This window comes from Pseudoalteromonas sp. NH0006-46 (assembly GCF_057547735.1).
Genome location: NZ_BAAJML010000013.1, coordinates 44929 through 61075 on the forward strand (window position 1 = coordinate 44929; position 16147 = coordinate 61075).

Consider the following 16147-nt stretch of genomic DNA (forward strand, 5'->3'; position numbering starts at 1 on the left):
GAGCAGTTTGCGATAGAAGGGGCCTGATGGCCCCATTTTTTTGGTTAAGTAAAATATGTCAGAATATAAATACCCAGCCGAGGGTGTGTTTCATCAAGAAGAAATAAAAAAAAGCACGTTTATTGTGCATATTGCACACACCCCAGATTTAGTCGCAGCTAAAGCGTTTATTAAAAGTATTGAAGATAAGTACAGCGATGCTCGGCATAATTGTTGGGCCCATGTGGCAGGTAACCCCGGTGGCAGCCATGTGTATGGTTTTTCAGACGATGGTGAGCCAAATGGTACGGCCGGTAAACCAATGTTAAATGCGCTTGTGGGATCTGGGCTAGGTGAAGTTACAGCCGTGGTAACTCGTTATTTTGGAGGGATTAAACTTGGAACTGGCGGTTTAGTGCGAGCATATGGCGGATCGTTAAATAATGCATTAGCAAAATTAAATACCGTACTTAAAGTGCCAAGCGTTGAGCTACTGGGCAGCAGCGAATACAGTATGCAGGGTGCAATTGAGCAGCTACTTAAAACACACTACCAAGTGCTCAACATTGAAAAGCAATTTACTGCTAACATTAACTGGGTGATCACCATTGATAGCCGCCAAGCACAGCAAGCAATTAAAGATATTTTTGATTTAAGTCACGGCGCAGTTGAGTTAACTATTAAAGAGTAATAACCTACACAAGTTGCATATAATGCATATTCATTCTATTTAACCAGGTTAATGCAGTTGAGCCTGAATTTACTAATAATAAAAGCGATTAGCTAAATGCAATTTCGTACCATCATAAAAATTCTTGGCCAACTTGTTGCGCTGTTTAGCATTACCATGGTGCCACCTGCTGTGGTGTCTTTAATTTATAAAGATGGTGGCGGTGTCCCTTTTGTTTTAGCGTTTATTTTCAGTATTATTATTGGCTTAATAGCGTATTACCCAAACCGACATGAAAACGGGGATTTAAAAGCACGCGAAGGCTTTTTAATTGTGGTATTGTTTTGGTTGGTACTGGGGGCATTCGCATCCTTGCCTCTTATCTTTTTACAAGAACCTAATTTATCCCTTGCTGATGCTGTGTTTGAAGCCTTTTCGGGTTTAACAACCACGGGGGCTACAGTTTTGACAGGGATTGAGTATTTACCTAAGTCGGTACTGTTTTACCGCCAGCAATTACAGTGGTTTGGCGGTATGGGGATCATTGTATTAGCCGTTGCAATACTGCCCATGCTAGGTGTTGGTGGTATGCAGTTGTACCGTGCTGAAATACCCGGCCCGGTAAAAGACTCAAAAATGACCCCTCGCATAGCCGATACCGCAAAGCACCTTTGGTATATTTATGTGTCGTTAACCATTGCCTGTATGTTGGCTTATTGGGCGGCAGGTATGGACTGGTTTGATGCAATTTGTCATGCGTTTTCTACCGTCGCCATTGGCGGGTTTTCGACTTACGATGCTTCTATGGGTCACTTTGATAGCCCGGTTATTAACTTTATTTGTGTCTTCTTTTTAATCATCGCTGCTATTAACTTCTCCTTGCACTACGCTGCGGTGGCAAGCCGAAATGTACAAGTGTACATTCGCGACCCCGAGTTTAAAGTGTTTTTATGTATTCAATTAGCGCTGGTGGTTATTTGTTTTGCGGTTTTGTCCTCAAATGAGATCTACGCTAATGGTGATGAAACGCTCGACCAAGCATTATTTCAAGCGGTATCAATGAGTACAACGGCCGGTTTTGCTACTGATAACTTTTCGACGTGGCCACTGTTTTTACCTATTTTATTAATATTTTCGAGCTTTATAGGCGGCTGTGCAGGCTCTACCGGGGGCGGTATGAAAGTGGTGCGCGTGTTTTTACTCTACCTGCAAGGCGTGCGTGAACTTAACCGTTTGGTACATCCTCGTGCTATTTATTCAATTAAGCTTGGTCGTAAAGCATTGCCTGATAAGGTTGTAGAAGCAGTGTGGGGGTTTTTCTCTGCTTATGCTCTGGTGTTTATTATTATTATGCTGGCGCTGATGGGAACGGGAATGGATAATATTACAGCGTTTTCGGCTACGGCGGCGTGTTTAAATAACTTAGGTCCAGGCTTGGGTGATGTTGCCTCGCATTATGGTGCAATTACCGATGGCGCTAAATGGTTGCTGACGATTGCAATGGTATTTGGCCGACTAGAAATTTTTACTTTGCTTGTGTTATTTACGCCTACGTTTTGGCGCGGATAAAACACAACGTTTTACTACTATGTTTATGGAATGGATATGCCAGCAACACATGCAGATAAATTAAATAATATACCGGTTGGCAGTTTAGTTGACTTAGAAATATTAACACCTACCAGCAGTAAGCGCGTGAAAACAGAAATGGTCGGCTTGCTTGAGGAAAAGTTTATTATTTTAAATTTTCCAACAGCTAAACGTTTACCGGGCGCAAATGACTACTTACGAGATGGTGTTACTGTGGTTGTAAGAGCATTAATAGAAGGTGACGATGGACAAATAATTGCTTTTAGACAGCAAATTAAATCTATTGCATCACATCCCGTTAGGCTGATTTTTATTAACTACCCTAAGCAAGTTCAGCTATTTAGTTTACGTTCGCAAACACGTATTCCAACCTTATTACCTGCAAAACTTAAACTCAGTGATGACAAGGTACTTGATGGTGTTATTAAAGATATCTCACTAACCGGTGCTATGTTCGATATAAAAACTGACGCTGATCTAGAAAGCATTAAAGACTCTCAATGCACAGTTGTATTAGGGAGTAATGGTAAAGACTTTGAAGGCGAAGTGTGCAGTGTAAAAGATCATAATACAGGCGTGCGTTGTGGGATTAAGTTATTAGCCAGTAAAGAAGAAATGAAAGCTTTTATGAAAGAGCACTTTATTGACCCCGCAATGATAGAACTCGATGCCGATTAGCTTTAATGTCGCTATTTTGCAACAAAATAGCGACTTTTTACTTTATGAACGAAAATAAGTTACCAGTCTTTAAAGTTATTATTTTACTCAATAAAAACAAAGGCATAACTTTCAAGTTTTTTATGATTTATTTTCTTTTTACACCTCGTTCAGTTTAAAACTTACCTGCTCAATACCTAACACCCTCTCAATTATTTAAGTTATCTGGCTTTGTGGTTTTTTGTATGAAACCTAACTAACTGATTTTTAATAACTTACAAATTTTAACTAAACCTGCGTTGCTAAATAGCTACAAAAATAATGCATAAATTTGCATGGTTTTCAGTATTCAATGTTTAAGCTATTGAAAAATAACACTTATTAAATATTGGCATTTAAGTTGTAATAGTCTGGTTGTACTAATCGAAAAACGTGATTAACAGTAAGTACCAATCACTCACATACAATTTGAAGGATACATACTATGAAACGCATAAATAAAACATTAGCACTTATCGCACTTGCTTCTTCGTCAGCCGCTTTTGCAGGCTCTGACTTTAATACACTCGATGTAGACGGCAATGGCGCAATTAGCCAAGCTGAGGCATCGGTTGATGCAAAATTAATGAGCATGTTTTCAGAGCTCGATACTGACCAAAACGGTGAGTTATCAAAAGAAGAGTTTTCAAAAGCTTAATTAAATAACAAGCATCCTGAGTTGCCAAAGACAACCTAAGTAGGCAAGGGAGCCTTCGAAAAAGGATAACAAGGAAGTGAAGCTATTTTACGAGTTAATTAGGTTATTTTTAAAATAAAATTTTGAAGGATTAAGTCATGAAACATTTAAACAAAGCATTAGCACTTATTGCATTAGCGTCTTCTTCAGCAGCATTTGCAGCATCAGATTTTGACAGTTTAGATACCGACGGCAGTGGAACAATTAGCCCAAGCGAAGCGGCAATAGACACTGATTTAATGGCTGAGTTTACAGAACTAGATACAGATGGCAATGGTGAACTTTCTAAAGACGAGTTTGCAAAATTTTAAAGTTAAGCGGTATTGTTTTAGCTATTTTTCACAGACAGGGAACTTAGAAAAGGACTTCCCATTTTACTAGGAACATTATTATGAAAACATTAAATACAACACTTGCAGTTTTAGTTTTAGCATCTTCTTCAGCAGCTTATGCAGCCGTAGACTTTGCATCGTTTGATAGCAATAGCGATGGTGTAATTAGCATGGAAGAGGCAAAAGTAAATTCACAGCTAGTAAAAATTTTTAAAGATTTAGACACAGATGGAAATGGTGAGCTTTCTAAAGACGAGTTTGCAAAAGTACAGTAATATCAATATACCCCAATCATACTCCACTAAAGCCGCCATATTCAGCGGCTTTTTTGTGTCTGACGCGTTATAAAAATATAGCGCTTACTTGGAAGAGTTTTTCTACCACGTTGATATGCTTTTTATCAATTAAAAACATGATTACGTGATCGCCCGACATAATAATGGTGTCGTCGTGGGCAATGAGTACATCGTCGTTACGCACAATGGCACCAATCGTTGTTCCGGCAGGTAGTTTTATATCGGCAATTGCGCGGCCAACTACTTTAGAGGTGTTTTCATCACCATGGGCAACTGCTTCAATAGCCTCTGCAGCTCCTTTACGCAGCGAGTACACGTTAACAATATCACCGCGACGTACGTGGGTTAACAATGCAGAAATTGTTGCCTGTTGCGGTGATATAGCAATATCTATTTCGCCACCTTGTACCAAGTCTACATACGCACCACGTTGAATAAGCACCATGGTTTTTTGCGCGCCCATGCGTTTTGCAAGCATGGCCGACATAATGTTTGCTTCATCGTCGTTGGTAACGGCAATAAATACATCCACTTGTTCAATATGTTCTTCAGAGAGGAGTTCTTGATCGGAAGCGTCGCCACAAAAAACAACCGTGTTATCGAGCATTTCTGAAAGCTGTTCAGCACGCTCTTTACTGCGTTCTATTAATTTTACGGTGTGATTTTTTTCAAGAGAGCGAGCAAGGCCAGCTCCGATGTTGCCACCACCGGCTATCATGATTTTTTTGTATGAACGTTCAAGTTTTTGTAGTTCGTTCATTACGGCGCGTATATGTTTTGTTGCCGCGATAAAAAATACTTCATCGTCGGCTTCAATAACGGTTGTACCCAGCGGCTTAATGGCTTTGCCTTGACGATAAATAGCCGCAACACGAGTTTCTACATTAGGTATATGCTCTTTTAATGCAGATAAAGCATAGCCTACTAATAAACCTCCGTAATAGGCTTTTACTGCAACTAGCGAGAGCATACCATCGGCAAATTGCAAGACTTGTAATGCACCAGGGTAGTCAATTAAGCGGCGAATATACTTAGTGACTAACGCTTCTGGAGCTATGTAATGATCGATTGGTAAATCATCGTTTTGGAAAAGCTTTTCACGGTATTTTAAATACTGCTCAGAGCGAATTCGAGCAATTTTAGTGGGTGTATTAAAAATACTATACGCCACTTGGCATGCCACCATGTTTACTTCATCTGAGCTGGTTACCGCAATAATCATATCGGCATCGTCTGCGCCGGCGCGGCGCAATACATCAGGGTGAGCACTGTGGCCCATTACACCTTGAAGGTCGTACTTATCTTGCAGCTCGCGTATACGGTTACCGTCAATATCTACTACGGTAATTTCGTTTTGTTCGCCTACTAAGTTTTCAGCTAGCGTGGCGCCAACCTGTCCAGCACCGAGTATGATTATTTTCATTATTTACCAGTGTATTAAGTAGTAATAAAAAGCCATTTTTAAATTTAAAAATGGCTTGTTGTACGCGTTCTTAAGCCTTAATTAACTCGGCTTTTTAACCATTTTAGCGTAATAAAAACCATCACTTTCGCCCGGAAGTAGTTGTAACCCCGGTGTAGTGAGGGTGTCTTTATCATGAAGTGGAATATGTTCTACATCATCGTTATTAGCTAAAAATTTAGCAACTTGTTGTTGGTTTTCTTTTGGAAGAACCGAACATGTGGCATATACCAATGTACCACCGGGCTTCAGTAGAGGCCAAATGCTATTGAGTATATCGCCTTGTAGTGCAGCTAAGTCTTCAATGTCAGATGCACGACGCAACCATTTTATGTCTGGGTGACGACGAATAACGCCTGTTGCTGAACAAGGCACATCTAATAAAATACGATCAAATTGTTCATCGTCCCACCATGTGTGCGGTTGCGATGCATCGCCACATTGTAGGTCAGCACCTAAACCAATACGGGTCAAGTTTTGCTTTACGCGTTCAAGGCGAGTGGCATCGCTATCAAGTGCAAGTACGTCGGCGTCGGCAAGCTCTAAAATATGGCATGTTTTGCCACCTGGGGCTGCACAGGCGTCTAATATAACGTCGTCATTTTTTGGCTCTAGGAAGCGAGCGGCTAATTGCGCTGCTGCATCTTGCACTGAACAAGCACCGGTATCAAACTCAGGAAGTGAAAAAACATCACGCGGCTTGGCAAGTTTAATCCCATCTACAAAGTCTGGGTTTAATGTATGCTCTATATCATTTGCCGTTAGCATATCACTGTATTCTTGCGTGCTAAATTGTGATTGGTTTACACGTAACCACATTGGCGCTTGCTGCTGGTTTTCTTCAAGTATGGCTTCCCAGTTTCCAGGGTAGGCTTCTTTTACTTGTTTAATAAACCAATTAGGGTGGTTGTATAAACACACTGGAATCAGCTTTGCTTTTTCTTCAAGCTCCGCTTGTTGGCGTTGAAAGCTACGTAAAATAGCATTTATTAACCCTTTTAAGCCAAGTGCGCGCATTTGACCTAACGCATTTACGGTCTCGCTAATCGCTGCATGCGGTGGAACGCGCATGTGTTGTAGCTGATAAATACCCACATAGAGTAAAAATTGAAAAATTCTGCGTTTACCTTTTAGTGGACTTTCTACTAAATGTTGGCAGTAGTTTTCAAGGCTAGGTAAGTAGCGTAATACGCCATAACAAATTTGCTGTAACAGTGCTTTGTCTTTTGGGGGTAAACCTTGGCTTGCAAACGGTAATTCTTGATTAAGCGAAGCGCCTTTATCAACCACGTTATATAAAGTCTCAGCGGCCAGCGCTCGTACGTTTTGCACTTTATTCATTATTTTCGCCTAATAGTGTGCCAGGGCTAACCCAGTCACTGCGACCATTTAAAAAGTCGCTAATTGCCATTGGTTTTTTACCTTGCGGTTGCAACTGAGTAATACTTAAAGCATGCTCACCACAGGCAACAACAACACCGTTTTTATCACTTGTTAAAACTTCGCCCGGCTTGCCCGCTTGATCAACTACCTTCGCTTGGTATATTTTTACGGTTTGTTCACCCATTTGGGTAAAACACACTGGCCAAGGGTTAAAAGAGCGAATATTACGTTCTATTTGCACGGCGCTCATAGACCAATCAATATTTGCTTCTTCTTTAGAGAGCTTTTTGGCGTAGTTAGCCAGTTCATCATTTTGAGTTTCAGCTGTCAGCTCACCATTAGCTAGCTTATTAACGGTGTCAATTAATGCACTTGGACCTAACGCTGCTAGTTTGTTATATAAACTGGCACTGGTTTCTGTATCACTAATAGGGCAGCGGCTAATATGCAGCATGTCGCCAGTATCTAAGCCTTCATCCATTTGCATTATGGTTACGCCTGTTTCCTCATCACCCGCCCAAATTGCGCGTTGAATAGGTGCAGCACCACGCCAGCGAGGTAATATAGAGCCATGCACATTTAAGCAGCCTAAGCGTGGCGTATCTAAAATAGCTTTAGGTAAAATTAAGCCGTAAGCCACAACAATCATTATGTCGGCGTTTAATGCGGTGAGCTCTGCAAGTGCTTCATCATTTTTTAATGACTGAGGCTGAAAAACCGGTAAGTCATTTTCAATCGCCAGGGCTTTAACTTCGCTCGCTTTTAATTTTTTACCGCGACCTGCAGGGCGATCTGGTTGGCTATATACGCCCACAATTTCATGTTCGCTATTTATTAGCGCTTGTAAATGGCGTGCGGCAAAATCCGGCGTACCGGCAAATATTATGCGTAATGGTTGGATCACTGAGTTTTCCTAAGGTACTGATTACTGTGCTGCAAACTTGGCTTCTTTTTCAAGCTTTTTACGGATACGTTGGCGCTTTAATGGAGATAAGTAATCAATAAATAGCTTGCCTTGTAGGTGGTCTAGTTCGTGTTGAATACAAATAGCTAATAGCTCATCTGCGTCTAACACAAACTCTTCACCGTTTTCGTTTAGTGCAGCCACTGTGACTGTTTCAGCTCGGTCTACTTTTGCGTACGAGTTAGGTACTGATAAACAGCCTTCTTCGCTAATCGTTGACCCATCTTTTTTAATAATTTGCGGGTTAATTAATACCAGCGGTTCGTCACGCTCTTCAGATACATCAATAACCACAATACGCTGGTGGATATTTACTTGCGTTGCGGCTAAACCAATGCCATTTTCGTCGTACATGGTTTCGAGCATGTCTTTTACAATTTGGCGAACTTGGTCGTCAACGTCTGCAACATCTTTTGCTATTGTACGTAAACGCTCATCTGGAAATCTTAAAACTTCTAACCTAGCCATTAGTTACCTTTTTCACTTGTGCTTAATTTAGGGTATTGTATGCTCTTATTTTAGCCATTCACGTTCACCTTTAACAGGTTTTGAGCAATAATAATGAAAAAACAATACAAGGAAGCTCAATGAAATTTCCGTTAGTTGCAATCATACTGGCACTAAGCACCTCTTTTGGGGCGATTGCTGACGTGCTAAAAATAAAAAAAGATGCACCAAAACAGTATGTTGTAAAAAAAGGTGATACGTTGTGGGATATATCTGGCATTTATTTAGATGAGCCATGGTTGTGGCCAGAACTATGGCAAATGAACCCGCAAATTGATAACCCTCACCTAATTTATCCGGGTGATGCATTGGCACTTATATACGATGCAGACGGAAATCCACGTTTAGTTATTAATAAAGCGTATCGAAAGCTGTCTCCTCAAGGACGTATTACGCCAAAAGGGTTAAATGCAATTACCACTTTACCTTTGCAAATGATTAAACCTTACTTAAGTTACGAGCAAGCGATTAACAGCGACGATATAAAAAATATGCCGTATGTGTTAGGTGCTAACGAAAACACAAAAACACAAACTTTGGGCCATATTTTATATGTTAAAGGTGATCTTAAAGTACATGGCGCCTATGCGATTTACAACGAGGGTGAACCCTATGTTGATTTAAACACGGGCGAAGTATTAGCAACGCGTGCATCTTACGTTGGCATGGCGCGAGCGTTTAGAAGTGGCGATGAAAGTAACGGTGTGCCGTCGTCATTACGAGTCGAATCAGTAAAACGAGAAATTAAACAAGGTGACTTTTTAATGCCAGCAATGGAAGGACAGCTATTGCCTGCGTATTTTGATATTCACCGCCCAAAAGAGCCCGTTGAAGGGCAAGTCATAGCATCACCTCGTCAAGTAAGAGAGTTCAGCACAATGGATGTTGTAGTGCTAAACTTAGGCCGCGAGCAAAATATTGAACCAGGCCATGTTTTAGATTTAGAGCGTGAATCACCTACGGTTATTGATGGCCCTCGTGGTCCTCGTTATCCAGAAGATTCAAGTAAATTTGAAAAACTGTTATCTGATGCAAGTCAGTTATTTAGTGATAAAGCTGACGAAGATAATACAACATGGAAAATGCCTAAAGAAAAAGTAGGCGAGTTAATTGTATTCAAAGTGTATGACAAAGTAAGTTATGCATTAATAACAAAAAACCAGCACCCAATTCGCGTTGGAGATATTGCAGTTATTCATTAAGAAGTAGCGAGTCGGTGCTCTAGGAGAGAGCATGGATCAGTCATCAGGCAAGTTAGCTCACTGGCTTGCCTTTTATATGTGTAAGGGATTAGGTACAAAAACCTTATTGGCCCTATCTAAACACCACCCACTTGAGTCATTGTTTGACTTACCCCACGCTAAATTACTCGAGTTAGGCTTAACCGCTAACCAGGCCAGTAATTTACTCAGTACAGACTGGCTGCAAGTACAGCATTATGAGGAGCGTATTGCGCAGCATTGTATAGAGGTAATTTGTTTTTTTGATGCACGTTACCCTGATTCATTAAAGCAGATAGCTAGCGCACCCTTATTACTTTTTTGTAAGGGCGATGTGTCTTTACTTTCTAGCTCGCAAATAGCCATTGTTGGGAGCCGTAACGCCACCCCAACAGGGCTTGAAATAGCATCAGAGTTTGCATACGAATTAACGAATGCAGGTATTACCATTACATCGGGCATGGCCAGAGGAATAGACGGTGCTGCGCACAAAGGTGCACTAGCTGGATCTGGTAAAACCATTGCAGTATTAGGCACGGGCGTTGATATTTATTATCCTAAACGTCATAAACTGTTAACCGAACAAGTGCTCAATAGTGGTTTATTAATCAGTGAATTTTTACCCGGTACTGCCGCTAACGCGCATAACTTTCCTCGTCGAAATAGAATTATTTCGGGCTTATCTTTAGGTGTTTTAATTGTTGAAGCTGAAATTAAAAGCGGCTCATTAATTACGGTGCGTTATGCGCTTGAACAAAATAAAGAGGTGTTTGCAGTGCCGGGCTCTATTAAAAACCCGCTTGCACAAGCCAGCCATTTTTTAATTAAGCAAGGGGCTAAACTTGTTGAAAATGTGACAGATATTTTAGATGAAGTGAGCTTTTCTTATCAAAGCGGTCTATATAGTAAAGAAGAGACGCTGCAGCAAAGTAGTGATTGCGAAGTTTTAAATAGCATTGGCTTTGAGGTAGCAACCGTTGACGATATTGTACGCCGAGTTCAGTGGCCAATAGATAAGGTATTGGCAAGATTGCTTGATTTAGAGTTAGACGATCAGATTGAACGTATTTTAGATGGTTATATTAGGCTAAGCGCAGGAAGGTAGCATGTTCGATATACTTATGTATCTATTTGAAAATTATATTCATAGCGAAGCTGATATTTTTGCTGAACAAAATGAGCTAACTGATGAGTTAATGCGAGCCGGATTTAATAAACCAGAAATTTTTAAAGCGCTCAATTGGCTAGAGCAATTAGCTGATTTACAACATAGCGATGAATCCCCATATTTAATTGCCAACCCAGGGCATGCTATTCGTATTTTTACTCAAAGCGAATGCGCTATGCTTAATGTTGAGTGTCGTGGTTTTTTAATGTTTGTTGAGCAGATTGGCGTTATAAACAGTATTACTCGTGAAATGGTCATGGATAAACTCGCCGCGCTTGATAAACCAAGCATTAACCTAGACGATTTAAAGTGGTTAGTGCTTATGGTGCTGTTTAATGTACCTGGCTCCGAAGAAGCCTATGGGCAAATGGAAGACTTAATTTTTGATGAGCCCACTGAATTGTTGCATTAATGCCTTATTAATTTATTACTCATTACGTAAATTACTTAAAGCTAAGCGTTCACCATAGCTTGTATCTTTAAGTGGTTTGGGTATATTAGGCGAAAATTCACTTATCTCTTAGGAACACTATGAGTAAAATCGATCATTCGCTTTTCTCGGCGAATAAACACGCCTTAGAAAAAGAATACGAAGTATGCCCACAGTGTGGCTCAGAGTTAGTGATGCGCAATAGCAAGTCAGGCCCTTTTTTGGGATGTGCAAGCTACCCTCAATGTGATTTCATTAGGCCATTAGTGCACCACGAAAGTAACGAAATAAAAATACTTGAAGATTCAGCGTGCCCTCAGTGCAGCAAACCGCTGGTGGTTAAAAACGGACGTTACGGTATGTTTATTGGGTGTACGGGGTACCCTGACTGTCACTACATTGCAAACGACAACGAGCAAAAGGAACAAGAGGTTACACTACCTTCATGTCCTAAATGTAAAAAAGGTCACTTAGTTGCGCGGAGTAACAAGTTCGGTAAAGTGTTTTACTCATGCGACAGCTACCCAAGTTGTAAATACACACTCAATAATAAACCTGTAGAGCAACCTTGCCCTAAATGTAATTGGCCCATCGTCATAGAAAGACAAATGGCAAATGGTACACTACTACAATGCCCACAAAAAAGTTGCATGCATAAGCTTGCTAAACCTCAATAACATTTAATTATTTTTGGAGACTACTTTGTCAGAACTTTCAAATATGCCTTCGGCACTCTCTTGCTTAAATCAAGGCGATGTCATTGTTTATCCAACAGAGGCTGTGTTTGGTTTGGGTTGTGATCCAGATAATCAGCACGCTGTTGAGAAGTTACTGGCAATTAAACAGCGTCCCGTTGAAAAAGGCCTTATTTTAATTGCAGACAACTATGGACAATTACTAAAGTATGTTGACGACGCCAAAATACCCATGGACAAACGTGCAGATATATTCTCTAGTTGGCCGGCTGCTATAACTTTGGTTATGCCAGCAGCAAAAGGTACACCAAAATGGCTAACAGGGCAGTTTGATACAATTGCAGTAAGAGTAACAAGTCACCCAACAGTTAAACGCTTATGCCAAGAATTTGGAAAGCCACTGGTATCAACGAGTGCAAATTTAACAGGCCAAGAAACAGTAATAAGTATTGAGCAGGCAAAAGAGCAATTTGCTGATCAAGTTGGTTTTTATGTTGACGAGCCATTAGGTGGCAACACACAACCCAGCACAATAAAAGATGCCATGACCGGTAAAGTATTTAGAGGGTAATATGCAAAGCGAATTATTAGAACAAGTAAAAACCTACTTTATGGCTTTACAGGATACGATTTGCCAGGGGCTAGAAGCTGCTGATGGAAGCGCTAAATTTGTTGAAGATAGCTGGCAAAGAGCTGAAGGCGGTGGCGGGCGTACTCGCGTTACCACCAATGGCACTATCATAGAACAAGGTGGGGTTAATTACTCTCATGTATTTGGAGCCTCAATGCCAGGCTCTGCAACCGCCCATAGGCCAGAGCTTGCAGGACGAAGCTTTCATGCATGTGGGGTATCACTTGTTATTCACCCAAAAAATCCGCATGTGCCAACAAGTCATGCCAACGTACGATTTTTTATAGCCGAAAAAGAGGGCGAAGAGCCTATTTGGTGGTTTGGCGGCGGATTTGATTTAACCCCTTTTTACCCGGTATTTGAAGATGTCCAGCATTGGCACCAAGTGGCACACGATATCTGTGCGCCGTTTGGTAGTGACGTTTATCCAAAATATAAAACATGGTGCGACGAGTATTTTTATTTAAAACACCGAGATGAAACACGAGGAGTAGGTGGTTTATTTTTTGATGATTTAAATGAATTAGGTTTTGAGCAAAGTTTTTCGTTTATGCAATCAGTCGGGAATGGCTTTTTAGACGCCTATATCCCAATTATTGAACGCCGTAAAAATGATAAATTTACCGAGCAACAGCGTGATTTTCAACTCTACCGTCGCGGCCGTTACGTTGAGTTTAATCTGGTTTGGGACAGAGGCACCTTGTTTGGCCTACAAAGTGGTGGGCGAACAGAGTCTATTTTAATGTCTATGCCACCACTGGCTCGCTGGGAGTATAACTTCACACCTGCTGAAAACAGCCTTGAAGCAAACCTATATCAGTATTACTTACGACCACAAGCTTGGCTTTCGAGTAAACCAGAAGAGTTGATAGCCCGAGAGTGGCAGATATAAACAATAAAAAAGACGCGAAAGCGTCTTTTTTATTGTTTATGATTAATGTTGGTTAATCATGTGGCTTGCTAGTTGGGCGAATGAGTTTTTAAGCCCTTCTCGAAGTAGCGGGTTATCTATTTCTATATCAAGGGTTTTGTTCATACAATACATCCACTGATCCCGTAAGTTTTGATCAATTAAAAATGGCATATGGCGTTTACGTAGCATGGGCTGTCCATGCTTTTGCTCAAAGAGGGCGGGGCCACCTAACCAACCGGATAAAAACTCGAAAAAGACTTGGCGAATCCTATCTAATGGTTGAGGATGCATATCATATAACGGTTTAGCGTATTCATCTGAGGCCATAATGTCGTAGAATCGTTCAGAAATAGCGCGTGCCCCTTTTTCTCGGCCAATTATTTCGTAAGGTGTTTTTTCAGGCGTAGGTGTTTGATCTACTTTTTCAGGCTTAGATTTAGAAAAAAGTCGTTTAATCATATTATTTATCATCGTTTATAGGCAGCACTTAGCTGCAAAGAGGTTGAGTTAAAATGGACAAATATGCGGTTTTTGGAAATCCAATTAAACATTCAAAATCCCCCGCGATACATAAACAATTTGCTATCTCACTAGGTGAGCAAATCGACTATCGCGCAATATTAGCACCTATCGACAGCTTTGAAAAAACAGTATCGACTTTTTTTGAGCAAGGGGGAAAAGGTGCAAACGTTACCATGCCATTTAAAGAACAAGCGTTTGCCATGGCCGATGAGTTAACGCCGCTTGCAAAAATAGTAGGAGCGGTTAATACACTCAAAAAAAGAGACGATGGTACATTATTAGGAGATAACACCGACGGTGTTGGTTTTGTAAATGACCTGCTTGCTAATAAAGTTGTGATTACAAATAAGCGTATTTTAATAATTGGTGCTGGTGGTGCGGCAAGGGGAGTAATATTACCATTGCTTGAACAAAAACCCGCAGAAATTATTGTTGTTAATCGTACCGCTCAAAAGGCAAAAGACTTAGCTCAGCTATTTGCTGAATACGGAAAAGTTTCAGGCTATGGGTTCGATGATTTACCAGTAAGCGATTACTCACTAATTGTAAACTCAACATCTAGCAGCATGAATAACGAATTGCCAGCTCTAGATAAAAAGCACTTAACATGCTGTGATGTTGCATACGATATTTTTTATTCACTGACAAACACTATTTTTATGAACTGGGTAGCAGGGCATAATAACAGCACTAAGCTTTTAGATGGCAGTGGTATGTTAGTAGGCCAAGCAGCACAAGCTTATTATGTTTGGCATAATAAAATGCCAGAAATCCTCCCTGTAGTTAAAGCGCTTAAACAAGGCTCACTAAAATGAACCAAGCTATACAATTTATAGATAGACTCGAATTTAGGGAGCCTGATCACCAGTTGGTATTTTTTGCTCAGGTGAATGGCATGCTAGTGGAATGTATTATTGCCGTAAGTACGCTTAAACTAACTGATGAAAGTCACGCTACAGAGTATTTTGAAAAATATCGTTTTGAATACGAAGAACGTGCCGAGCAACTAATAGAAGAAGAAAGTTATAACTCGGCAGGTCATATAGAAGTGGACTTAGTTAGCTTCAGCTAAATATTCATCTTTTAATTGGACATAGTTATCTGCCGATATTTTTAAAAAAGCGAGCTCCTGCTCAGTCAATGGACGGGCTTGCTTTGCTGGACTTCCTACATACAAATAGCCTGATTCCAAGCGCTTATTGGGTGGTACCAACGAGCCCCCACCAATAATAACATCGTCTTCTACAACTACGTTATCCATGACAATCGCACCCATACCCACGAGTATACGGTTACCAAGTACGCACCCATGTAGCATTACTTTGTGACCAACCGTTACATCGTCGCCTATTATAAGAGGGTAACCATCCGGGTTGCTTTTAGTTGCACGCGATAAATGTAATACACTGCCATCTTGAATATTAGTACGCTGACCAATACGAATATGGTTAACATCACCGCGAGCAGCAACTAAAGGCCACACACTGCTATTATCACCTAAAGTGATATCACCGACTAATACTGACGACTCGTCTATATAAACAGATTTATTAAATGAAGGAGTAATTCCTTTATAAGAACGTATTGCCATATATGCACCTTTAAATTAAAAATTATGAGTATTTAGTGTAACAGTAGCGCTTGATTCAGTGCCAGCAAAGCCTATATTGATTATAAAACTACCAGTTTTAAGTGCTTTCGCTCACATACTAACCGAACAGTGTGTTTTTTTAGTTTTTCTTTAAAAAAGTACTTGCGTAAAAATCTGTTCTCCCTATAATGCGACCCCACTGAGACGGCAGGCGCCAACGCATAGCGAGGCAAGAGTTAATCAGAGAGTTAAGTAAAACTTCAGTTTTAAATCATCGCAAGAAAGTTTAAAACAAAGTATTGACTCGAAAAATAAAGGGTGTATTATACGCATCCCTAGCGACAACGTCGCAACGTTCTTTAACAATATAAAGCAATCATCTGTGTGGGCACTCGTACAGG

20 protein-coding genes are annotated in these 16147 nt (G+C 40.6%); 14 read left to right on the top strand and 6 right to left on the bottom strand.

What is annotated here, in order from left to right; genetic code table 11:
• Positions 1-55 precede the first annotated feature (55 nt).
• The 6 genes from AC27I2_RS18395 (at position 56) to AC27I2_RS18420 (ending at position 4239) form a co-directional block, all read left to right on the top strand.
• A complete protein-coding gene (locus AC27I2_RS18395; RefSeq protein ID WP_138530264.1) occupies positions 56-670 on the top strand; it encodes a YigZ family protein in 615 nt (204 codons plus the stop codon).
• Between the two features lie 96 nt (positions 671-766).
• Positions 767-2218, top strand: coding sequence for a TrkH family potassium uptake protein (locus AC27I2_RS18400; RefSeq protein ID WP_487205108.1), 1452 nt, complete (start codon positions 767-769; stop codon positions 2216-2218).
• A gap of 36 nt (positions 2219-2254) precedes the next feature.
• The gene (locus AC27I2_RS18405; RefSeq protein ID WP_487205109.1) at positions 2255-2917 is read left to right on the top strand and encodes a flagellar brake domain-containing protein; all 663 of its coding nucleotides are present in this window, start codon (positions 2255-2257) and stop codon (positions 2915-2917) included.
• Positions 2918-3380: 463 nt separating this feature from the next.
• Positions 3381-3593 carry an EF-hand domain-containing protein gene (locus AC27I2_RS18410; RefSeq protein ID WP_006793996.1) on the top strand — a complete coding sequence of 71 codons (213 nt, stop codon included), beginning with the start codon at positions 3381-3383 and terminating at the stop codon, positions 3591-3593.
• Between the two features lie 137 nt (positions 3594-3730).
• Positions 3731-3943: a calmodulin gene (locus AC27I2_RS18415; protein ID WP_487205110.1), complete on the top strand. Its 213-nt coding sequence runs from the start codon at positions 3731-3733 to the stop codon at positions 3941-3943.
• Between the two features lie 80 nt (positions 3944-4023).
• The gene (locus AC27I2_RS18420) at positions 4024-4239 is read left to right on the top strand and encodes an EF-hand domain-containing protein (protein WP_058405185.1); all 216 of its coding nucleotides are present in this window, start codon (positions 4024-4026) and stop codon (positions 4237-4239) included.
• Between the two features lie 67 nt (positions 4240-4306).
• Here AC27I2_RS18420 and trkA read toward each other — a convergent pair whose 3' ends face one another.
• The 4 genes from trkA to def all read right to left on the bottom strand — a co-directional run bounded on the left by trkA (position 4307) and on the right by def (position 8537).
• A complete protein-coding gene (trkA, locus tag AC27I2_RS18425; RefSeq protein WP_006793999.1) occupies positions 4307-5683 on the bottom strand; it encodes a Trk system potassium transporter TrkA in 1377 nt (458 codons plus the stop codon).
• 81 nt (positions 5684-5764) lie between these two features.
• The gene (rsmB, locus tag AC27I2_RS18430; RefSeq protein WP_487205111.1) at positions 5765-7063 is read right to left on the bottom strand and encodes a 16S rRNA (cytosine(967)-C(5))-methyltransferase RsmB; all 1299 of its coding nucleotides are present in this window, start codon (positions 7061-7063) and stop codon (positions 5765-5767) included.
• Positions 7056-8009, bottom strand: a complete 954-nt coding sequence (gene fmt / locus AC27I2_RS18435; protein ID WP_487205112.1) for a methionyl-tRNA formyltransferase — start codon at positions 8007-8009, stop codon at positions 7056-7058. The genes rsmB and fmt overlap by 8 nt, the downstream gene beginning before the upstream one ends.
• A 21-nt stretch (positions 8010-8030) precedes the next feature.
• A complete protein-coding gene (gene def / locus AC27I2_RS18440; protein WP_006794002.1) occupies positions 8031-8537 on the bottom strand; it encodes a peptide deformylase in 507 nt (168 codons plus the stop codon).
• A gap of 119 nt (positions 8538-8656) precedes the next feature.
• Here def and AC27I2_RS18445 point away from each other — a divergent pair, with 119 nt between their 5' ends.
• From AC27I2_RS18445 to hemF, 6 genes are all read left to right on the top strand, one after another.
• Positions 8657-9778 (top strand): LysM peptidoglycan-binding domain-containing protein, encoded by a 1122-nt coding sequence (locus tag AC27I2_RS18445; protein ID WP_219423360.1) that lies wholly within the window; start codon positions 8657-8659, stop codon positions 9776-9778.
• A 31-nt stretch (positions 9779-9809) separates the two neighbouring features.
• Positions 9810-10901 (top strand): DNA-processing protein DprA, encoded by a 1092-nt coding sequence (gene dprA / locus AC27I2_RS18450; RefSeq protein ID WP_487205113.1) that lies wholly within the window; start codon positions 9810-9812, stop codon positions 10899-10901.
• Position 10902: 1 nt separating this feature from the next.
• The gene (locus AC27I2_RS18455) at positions 10903-11376 is read left to right on the top strand and encodes a DUF494 family protein (protein WP_058405191.1); all 474 of its coding nucleotides are present in this window, start codon (positions 10903-10905) and stop codon (positions 11374-11376) included.
• A 119-nt stretch (positions 11377-11495) separates the two neighbouring features.
• Complete coding sequence (locus AC27I2_RS18460) at positions 11496-12071, top strand: DNA topoisomerase family protein (RefSeq protein WP_138530276.1); 576 nt, start codon at positions 11496-11498, stop codon at positions 12069-12071.
• Between the two features lie 25 nt (positions 12072-12096).
• Complete coding sequence (gene tsaC / locus AC27I2_RS18465; protein WP_487205114.1) at positions 12097-12660, top strand: L-threonylcarbamoyladenylate synthase type 1 TsaC; 564 nt, start codon at positions 12097-12099, stop codon at positions 12658-12660.
• Position 12661: 1 nt separating this feature from the next.
• Entirely contained in the window at positions 12662-13612 is a 951-nt protein-coding gene (gene hemF / locus AC27I2_RS18470) for an oxygen-dependent coproporphyrinogen oxidase (RefSeq protein ID WP_058405194.1), read from the top strand.
• Between the two features lie 42 nt (positions 13613-13654).
• Here the strand turns inward: hemF and AC27I2_RS18475 are convergent, their stop codons facing one another.
• On the bottom strand, positions 13655-14092 hold the full coding sequence (locus AC27I2_RS18475; protein WP_058405199.1) for a group II truncated hemoglobin: 438 nt from the start codon (positions 14090-14092) through the stop codon (positions 13655-13657).
• A gap of 53 nt (positions 14093-14145) precedes the next feature.
• On the opposite strand from AC27I2_RS18475, the gene aroE reads away from it, so the two are divergent.
• Together aroE and AC27I2_RS18485 are read left to right on the top strand one after the other, a co-directional pair.
• Entirely contained in the window at positions 14146-14970 is an 825-nt protein-coding gene (gene aroE, locus AC27I2_RS18480) for a shikimate dehydrogenase (RefSeq protein ID WP_487205115.1), read from the top strand.
• On the top strand, positions 14967-15227 hold the full coding sequence (locus AC27I2_RS18485; protein ID WP_487205116.1) for a DUF1488 family protein: 261 nt from the start codon (positions 14967-14969) through the stop codon (positions 15225-15227). The genes aroE and AC27I2_RS18485 overlap by 4 nt, the downstream gene beginning before the upstream one ends.
• On the opposite strand, the gene AC27I2_RS18490 is transcribed toward AC27I2_RS18485, so the two are convergent.
• On the bottom strand, positions 15210-15746 hold the full coding sequence (locus AC27I2_RS18490; protein ID WP_058405197.1) for a gamma carbonic anhydrase family protein: 537 nt from the start codon (positions 15744-15746) through the stop codon (positions 15210-15212). The genes AC27I2_RS18485 and AC27I2_RS18490 overlap by 18 nt on opposite strands.
• Positions 15747-16147 lie beyond the last annotated feature (401 nt).

Coding starts and splice junctions, on each gene's coding strand:
- def (WP_006794002.1), bottom strand. CDS start 8,537: ATGGCTAGGTTAGAAGTTTTAAGATTTCCAGATGAGCGTTTACGTACA.
- AC27I2_RS18405 (WP_487205109.1), top strand. CDS start 2,255: ATGCCAGCAACACATGCAGATAAATTAAATAATATACCGGTTGGCAGT.
- AC27I2_RS18455 (WP_058405191.1), top strand. CDS start 10,903: ATGTTCGATATACTTATGTATCTATTTGAAAATTATATTCATAGCGAA.
- AC27I2_RS18490 (WP_058405197.1), bottom strand. CDS start 15,746: ATGGCAATACGTTCTTATAAAGGAATTACTCCTTCATTTAATAAATCT.
- aroE (WP_487205115.1), top strand. CDS start 14,146: ATGGACAAATATGCGGTTTTTGGAAATCCAATTAAACATTCAAAATCC.
- AC27I2_RS18410 (WP_006793996.1), top strand. CDS start 3,381: ATGAAACGCATAAATAAAACATTAGCACTTATCGCACTTGCTTCTTCG.
- AC27I2_RS18460 (WP_138530276.1), top strand. CDS start 11,496: ATGAGTAAAATCGATCATTCGCTTTTCTCGGCGAATAAACACGCCTTA.
- trkA (WP_006793999.1), bottom strand. CDS start 5,683: ATGAAAATAATCATACTCGGTGCTGGACAGGTTGGCGCCACGCTAGCT.
- AC27I2_RS18445 (WP_219423360.1), top strand. CDS start 8,657: ATGAAATTTCCGTTAGTTGCAATCATACTGGCACTAAGCACCTCTTTT.
- AC27I2_RS18395 (WP_138530264.1), top strand. CDS start 56: ATGTCAGAATATAAATACCCAGCCGAGGGTGTGTTTCATCAAGAAGAA.
- rsmB (WP_487205111.1), bottom strand. CDS start 7,063: ATGAATAAAGTGCAAAACGTACGAGCGCTGGCCGCTGAGACTTTATAT.
- dprA (WP_487205113.1), top strand. CDS start 9,810: ATGGATCAGTCATCAGGCAAGTTAGCTCACTGGCTTGCCTTTTATATG.
- AC27I2_RS18415 (WP_487205110.1), top strand. CDS start 3,731: ATGAAACATTTAAACAAAGCATTAGCACTTATTGCATTAGCGTCTTCT.
- AC27I2_RS18400 (WP_487205108.1), top strand. CDS start 767: ATGCAATTTCGTACCATCATAAAAATTCTTGGCCAACTTGTTGCGCTG.
- hemF (WP_058405194.1), top strand. CDS start 12,662: ATGCAAAGCGAATTATTAGAACAAGTAAAAACCTACTTTATGGCTTTA.
- AC27I2_RS18485 (WP_487205116.1), top strand. CDS start 14,967: ATGAACCAAGCTATACAATTTATAGATAGACTCGAATTTAGGGAGCCT.
- AC27I2_RS18420 (WP_058405185.1), top strand. CDS start 4,024: ATGAAAACATTAAATACAACACTTGCAGTTTTAGTTTTAGCATCTTCT.
- AC27I2_RS18475 (WP_058405199.1), bottom strand. CDS start 14,092: ATGATTAAACGACTTTTTTCTAAATCTAAGCCTGAAAAAGTAGATCAA.